The following is a 3,951-nucleotide window of genomic DNA, read 5'->3' on the forward strand; positions in this document are numbered from 1 at the left end:
ATAATTTAAGATAAAAACTGATAGCCGATCGCACTCCACTCAATTGATATGACTATTCCAAACTGGATCACTTTCTCGCGCCTGCTGGGATTGCCGTTTCTCCTTTACGGATTGCACAACCCCACAGAGTTAAGTCGGTGGATATGTTTGGCAATTTTTATCGTAGCAGCAAGTACCGATTGGTTAGATGGCTATTTGGCGCGTAAACTCAACCAAATCAGCGATTTAGGCAAGTTTCTCGATCCTTTAGTCGATAAATTCCTAGTCCTTGGCCCATTATTGGCTTTAGTTGAGTTGGGACAAGTGCCTGCATGGGGCGTTTTTCTGATTTTAGCGCGGGAGTTGGCGATCGCAGGTTGGCGCGTCAATCAAACTTCTATTTCCGGTGCAAACATCTGGGGTAAATTGAAAACAGTAAGTCAAATCATCGCCATTTCGTTGTTAATTGCACCTTTACCAGCAGTTTGGCAAATTCCTTCTCTCATTGCTTTCTGGATTTCTGTTGCTTTCACTTTAATTTCCGGTGCTATCTATTTGTTGCCGCCAACTCTTACCAAGGAAAATGCTTAATTGACAACTAGAAACCCGGTTTCTTGAAGAAACCGGGTTTCTTTTTACCCTTGTTGCACCATCCAAACTAAAAAATAAGCCATATTTATCCTCTCATTAAGAGTAAGGTAAGCATTGCCCACCTTACCCTAACAATTAACTTTGCACTGCTTTCAAAATCTCATCATCTACAGAAAAATCAGCTTCAGCTTTATCTCTTCCAGACGCGAGAAAATCATTTTGAAATGAATCTTTCAAACCAGAAACTAAGTCATATTCCGGTTTCCAATTCAATTCGGTCATCGCTTTATTAACTGATGCGAAGAAGTGCTGCACGCGCAATGGAAAACCTTTACGTTTGCCGAAATCAAACTTTTTCGGGTCGTAATGCACTATCTGCAACTCATCCGGTGATTTACCCGCCGCTATTGCACAGGCGCGTGCAAGTCCATCGAAAGTAACGAAGCGTTCTCCCGAAATATTATATATCTGTGCGATCGCTTTCTCATTCCCCAACACCGCCGCCATCGCGTTCGCCAAGTCTTTGCAGTGACCGAGTTGGGTGATGTGTAATCCGTTACCCGGTACGGGGATGGGTCGATCGCGCACGATGCGATCGAAAAACCACGCTTCCACATCATTATAATTCTGCGGGCCGTAAATATAGGTTGGACGAATCGAAGTAAAAGGCAATCCTTGTTCGATTAAATACGCCTCTGTTTCGTGCTTACCTTTGTGACGACTTTTCGGATCGATCGCATCCCCTTCAATGTGCGGTAATTGGTCTGTTTTGAGATAAACTCCCGCCGAACTCATATAAACAAAATGTTTTACCCGACCTTTAAAAATCTCCGCCAAAGGTTGAGTATCGCTTAATTCGCGACCGTTGTTATCAAAGATGGCATCAAAGTTTTCCGAAGCTAGCTTTTCCTTTATTTGGGAAGCGTCAGTACGATCGCCATGAATTTGTTGGATACCTTCAACTGGCGCTGGCTTCTTACCCCGATTGAATAATACAACTTCGTGACCTTGTTCTACTAAAATTTTAGTCAGATAAACTCCGATAAACCGGGTGCCACCCATGATTAATATTCGCATTTTTCCTCATTGCCAACAGTTAACTATCCGATCTTACTTCAGATGTACTTTGATTTTTCAATAAAGGAGAATTTTCTGGTAATTTCCAAGAACGTCCTGCTACATGAACAGAACCATCAATTATTTTTACTCCGCCAAGCTCTCGTCCTAAAGTAATTAATTCTGTTCGTTCTTCATCTGTTAAGTAATCATTACCGTGCAAACTACCTGACGGACGGCTAGGATCTCCCCCTGCATCTAAATAGCGTTGGCGTCCTACCGCGAACAGTTCTTTGAATCTTTCATACTTTTGTTTCTGCACTTGAATAGATTCTGTCATAGTTATGACTCCGGTTCGATGGGTATAATTTCGCCATTTTGCAGTAGCCGCGAGATCGGCAATACAGGACTTGGTGTTTCAATGTACCAAGTTCCAGTTTCTATATCATAGAATGTATAGCCTAGTAAATCTAAAGTTTCTAGGGCGTTCAGAATTAGGTATTGTTCTTCGGTTGGTTCCACAGGTTGTTAGTACTGTTACTTTAGTTATTTTACACCCTTAGCTGAGTTACCGCGATTTTACCAGAAAAGCAGACATCCACATCGCTGCCGGGAGTTCGCTGACGCTTTGCATACTCGCCGTGATAGTAATATTCATCACCTTCAATGCGGTAATTCACAGGTAAAGGTTGCCTACAAGGTTGGCAAAATACCACTTCTGGATCTGGTTCTCCCGGTAAAAGATGGGGTAAATTAACATTCCAGAAACTACCGGGTGCGATCGGTTTTTTGAACAAATCATCTAATACTTTCGCCGTCCATCTAGCAGCAGTATCCCAATCAACATTTAAGTTGCGTTTGCGATAGTGAGAAACAGCAATTCCGGGAATTCCGTGCATAGCTGCTTCGCGCACAGCAGCCACAGTACCGGAAATATAAACATCAACACCCATATTGCCACCAGCATTGATGCCCGAAAGTACCCATTTGACATTTTGACAAAGATGTGTAAGTGCTAGTCGCGTGCAATCAGCCGGAGTACCACCAACAGCATATTCGGTTTGCGATCGACGATGTACGTGAATAGCGCTAGTAGTAGTAACTTGATGACCGCAACCCGATAAAGGGGCTTTCGGTGCGACAATTATGGCGTTACCGTTGACAGCTTTTTGCAATGCGCGGATACCTGGGGCGTCGATACCATCGTCGTTGGTTATAATCAAAGTCATGTTTTGTACCAGTAAAATATGAAACGATTAACTGTGTTTAAGAAATTAGTAACAGCTGCTACAGTAAGTTTGACATTAACTGCTTGTCCTCCACCACGTTCCCCCGAAAATCCAGTCGAGTTTAGTGGTAAGGATAGCAAGGGCAATACTGCTGATTTTATTATGGCTGTTAGCCCGAATGACACTAGCACTAAGTTAAGTTCTGCGAAATTATCGAAACAATTTCAGAGCGATCCAGCTATACAGAATATGTTGGAAAAGGCAAATAAGATCGTTTTTGTTGGGGCAGAAGGTTGCGATGGGTCGAGGAACGATGAAGATAATGCAGGACAGATAAGACGTTCGCTTACAAAACAACTTTCAAGATCGATTAATCCTCAATACCAAGAATTATCGGAAAATTTTGATAGACTTAAACAGTTTGAGAAGTGCCCTCAGAAGAATATATCTACAAAATATCCACGAAGGATAATAATTATTGGCCTTACTCGCAATAGCCCGATATTTAATCCTATTGAAGCCATTAAAAATGGCTTGGAAAATGCAAAATTGAAAGATTTAAGACTGGAAAATTATGCCCTTTTTGAGTTGATTTATCGCCAGCCACTCAAAGATAATAAAAAGTGGCAATCCAAGCTTATTCAAGGGAATGATAAGAATGGAAACACAGTTATATTTGATGTAAACTTTGTCACAAGTGGTTACTGGGAATCAGGAAAAGACAATAAAATTGTATATGCAGGAGAATCAGGAGGGCTAGATAAATTAGAAACTCAAGAAATAAATGAAAAGCTGGCAGTAGCAGATGAAGTTATTTCTGTCGGAGCAGCAGATTGTCAAGGAGAGGATCAAAGCAAGCAAGAAGCTTTATCTCGCGACAGAGCATCAAATTTACAAGATAAACTTAGAATAATTAAAATTGTAAATAGAGAAAGGTATCCCAACTACCGAAGACTAATTCTCGGCCAATATTTGACCAAATATTGTAAAGATTATAAGTAGTCGGACAAAAGTAATCGACACTGTATGAACTTTTGTTAAGGCACTTGCAGGAGTGCGATCGCTACCCACGGATAGTACAAATGTATTGTAAAAA

At 41.3% G+C, this 3,951-nt stretch carries 6 protein-coding genes; 2 read left to right on the forward strand and 4 right to left on the reverse strand.

The window, feature by feature from the left end; genetic code table 11:
- The first annotated feature begins 48 nt into the window (after positions 1-48).
- Complete coding sequence (pgsA, locus tag H6S82_RS21980; RefSeq protein ID WP_190473098.1) at positions 49-570, forward strand: CDP-diacylglycerol--glycerol-3-phosphate 3-phosphatidyltransferase; 522 nt, start codon at positions 49-51, stop codon at positions 568-570.
- 135 nt (positions 571-705) lie between these two features.
- Here the strand turns inward: pgsA and H6S82_RS21985 are convergent, their stop codons facing one another.
- The 4 genes from H6S82_RS21985 to surE are packed head-to-tail and all read right to left on the reverse strand — an operon-like array spanning position 706 to position 2,855.
- Positions 706-1,647 (reverse strand): NAD-dependent epimerase/dehydratase family protein, encoded by a 942-nt coding sequence (locus H6S82_RS21985; protein ID WP_190473096.1) that lies wholly within the window; start codon positions 1,645-1,647, stop codon positions 706-708.
- Positions 1,648-1,666: 19 nt separating this feature from the next.
- The gene (locus H6S82_RS21990; RefSeq protein WP_190473093.1) at positions 1,667-1,966 is read right to left on the reverse strand and encodes a hypothetical protein; all 300 of its coding nucleotides are present in this window, start codon (positions 1,964-1,966) and stop codon (positions 1,667-1,669) included.
- A gap of 2 nt (positions 1,967-1,968) precedes the next feature.
- Positions 1,969-2,148 (reverse strand): hypothetical protein, encoded by a 180-nt coding sequence (locus H6S82_RS21995; RefSeq protein WP_190473090.1) that lies wholly within the window; start codon positions 2,146-2,148, stop codon positions 1,969-1,971.
- Positions 2,149-2,177: 29 nt separating this feature from the next.
- On the reverse strand, positions 2,178-2,855 hold the full coding sequence (gene surE, locus H6S82_RS22000; protein WP_190473087.1) for a 5'/3'-nucleotidase SurE: 678 nt from the start codon (positions 2,853-2,855) through the stop codon (positions 2,178-2,180).
- 18 nt (positions 2,856-2,873) lie between these two features.
- Between surE and H6S82_RS22005 the strand changes: the two genes are divergently transcribed.
- Entirely contained in the window at positions 2,874-3,857 is a 984-nt protein-coding gene (locus H6S82_RS22005; protein ID WP_190473084.1) for a hypothetical protein, read from the forward strand.
- Positions 3,858-3,951: the final 94 nt, after the last annotated feature.

Source organism: Planktothrix sp. FACHB-1355, assembly GCF_014748295.1.
Lineage (GTDB): Bacteria > Cyanobacteriota > Cyanobacteriia > Cyanobacteriales > Aerosakkonemataceae > Aerosakkonema > Aerosakkonema funiforme_A.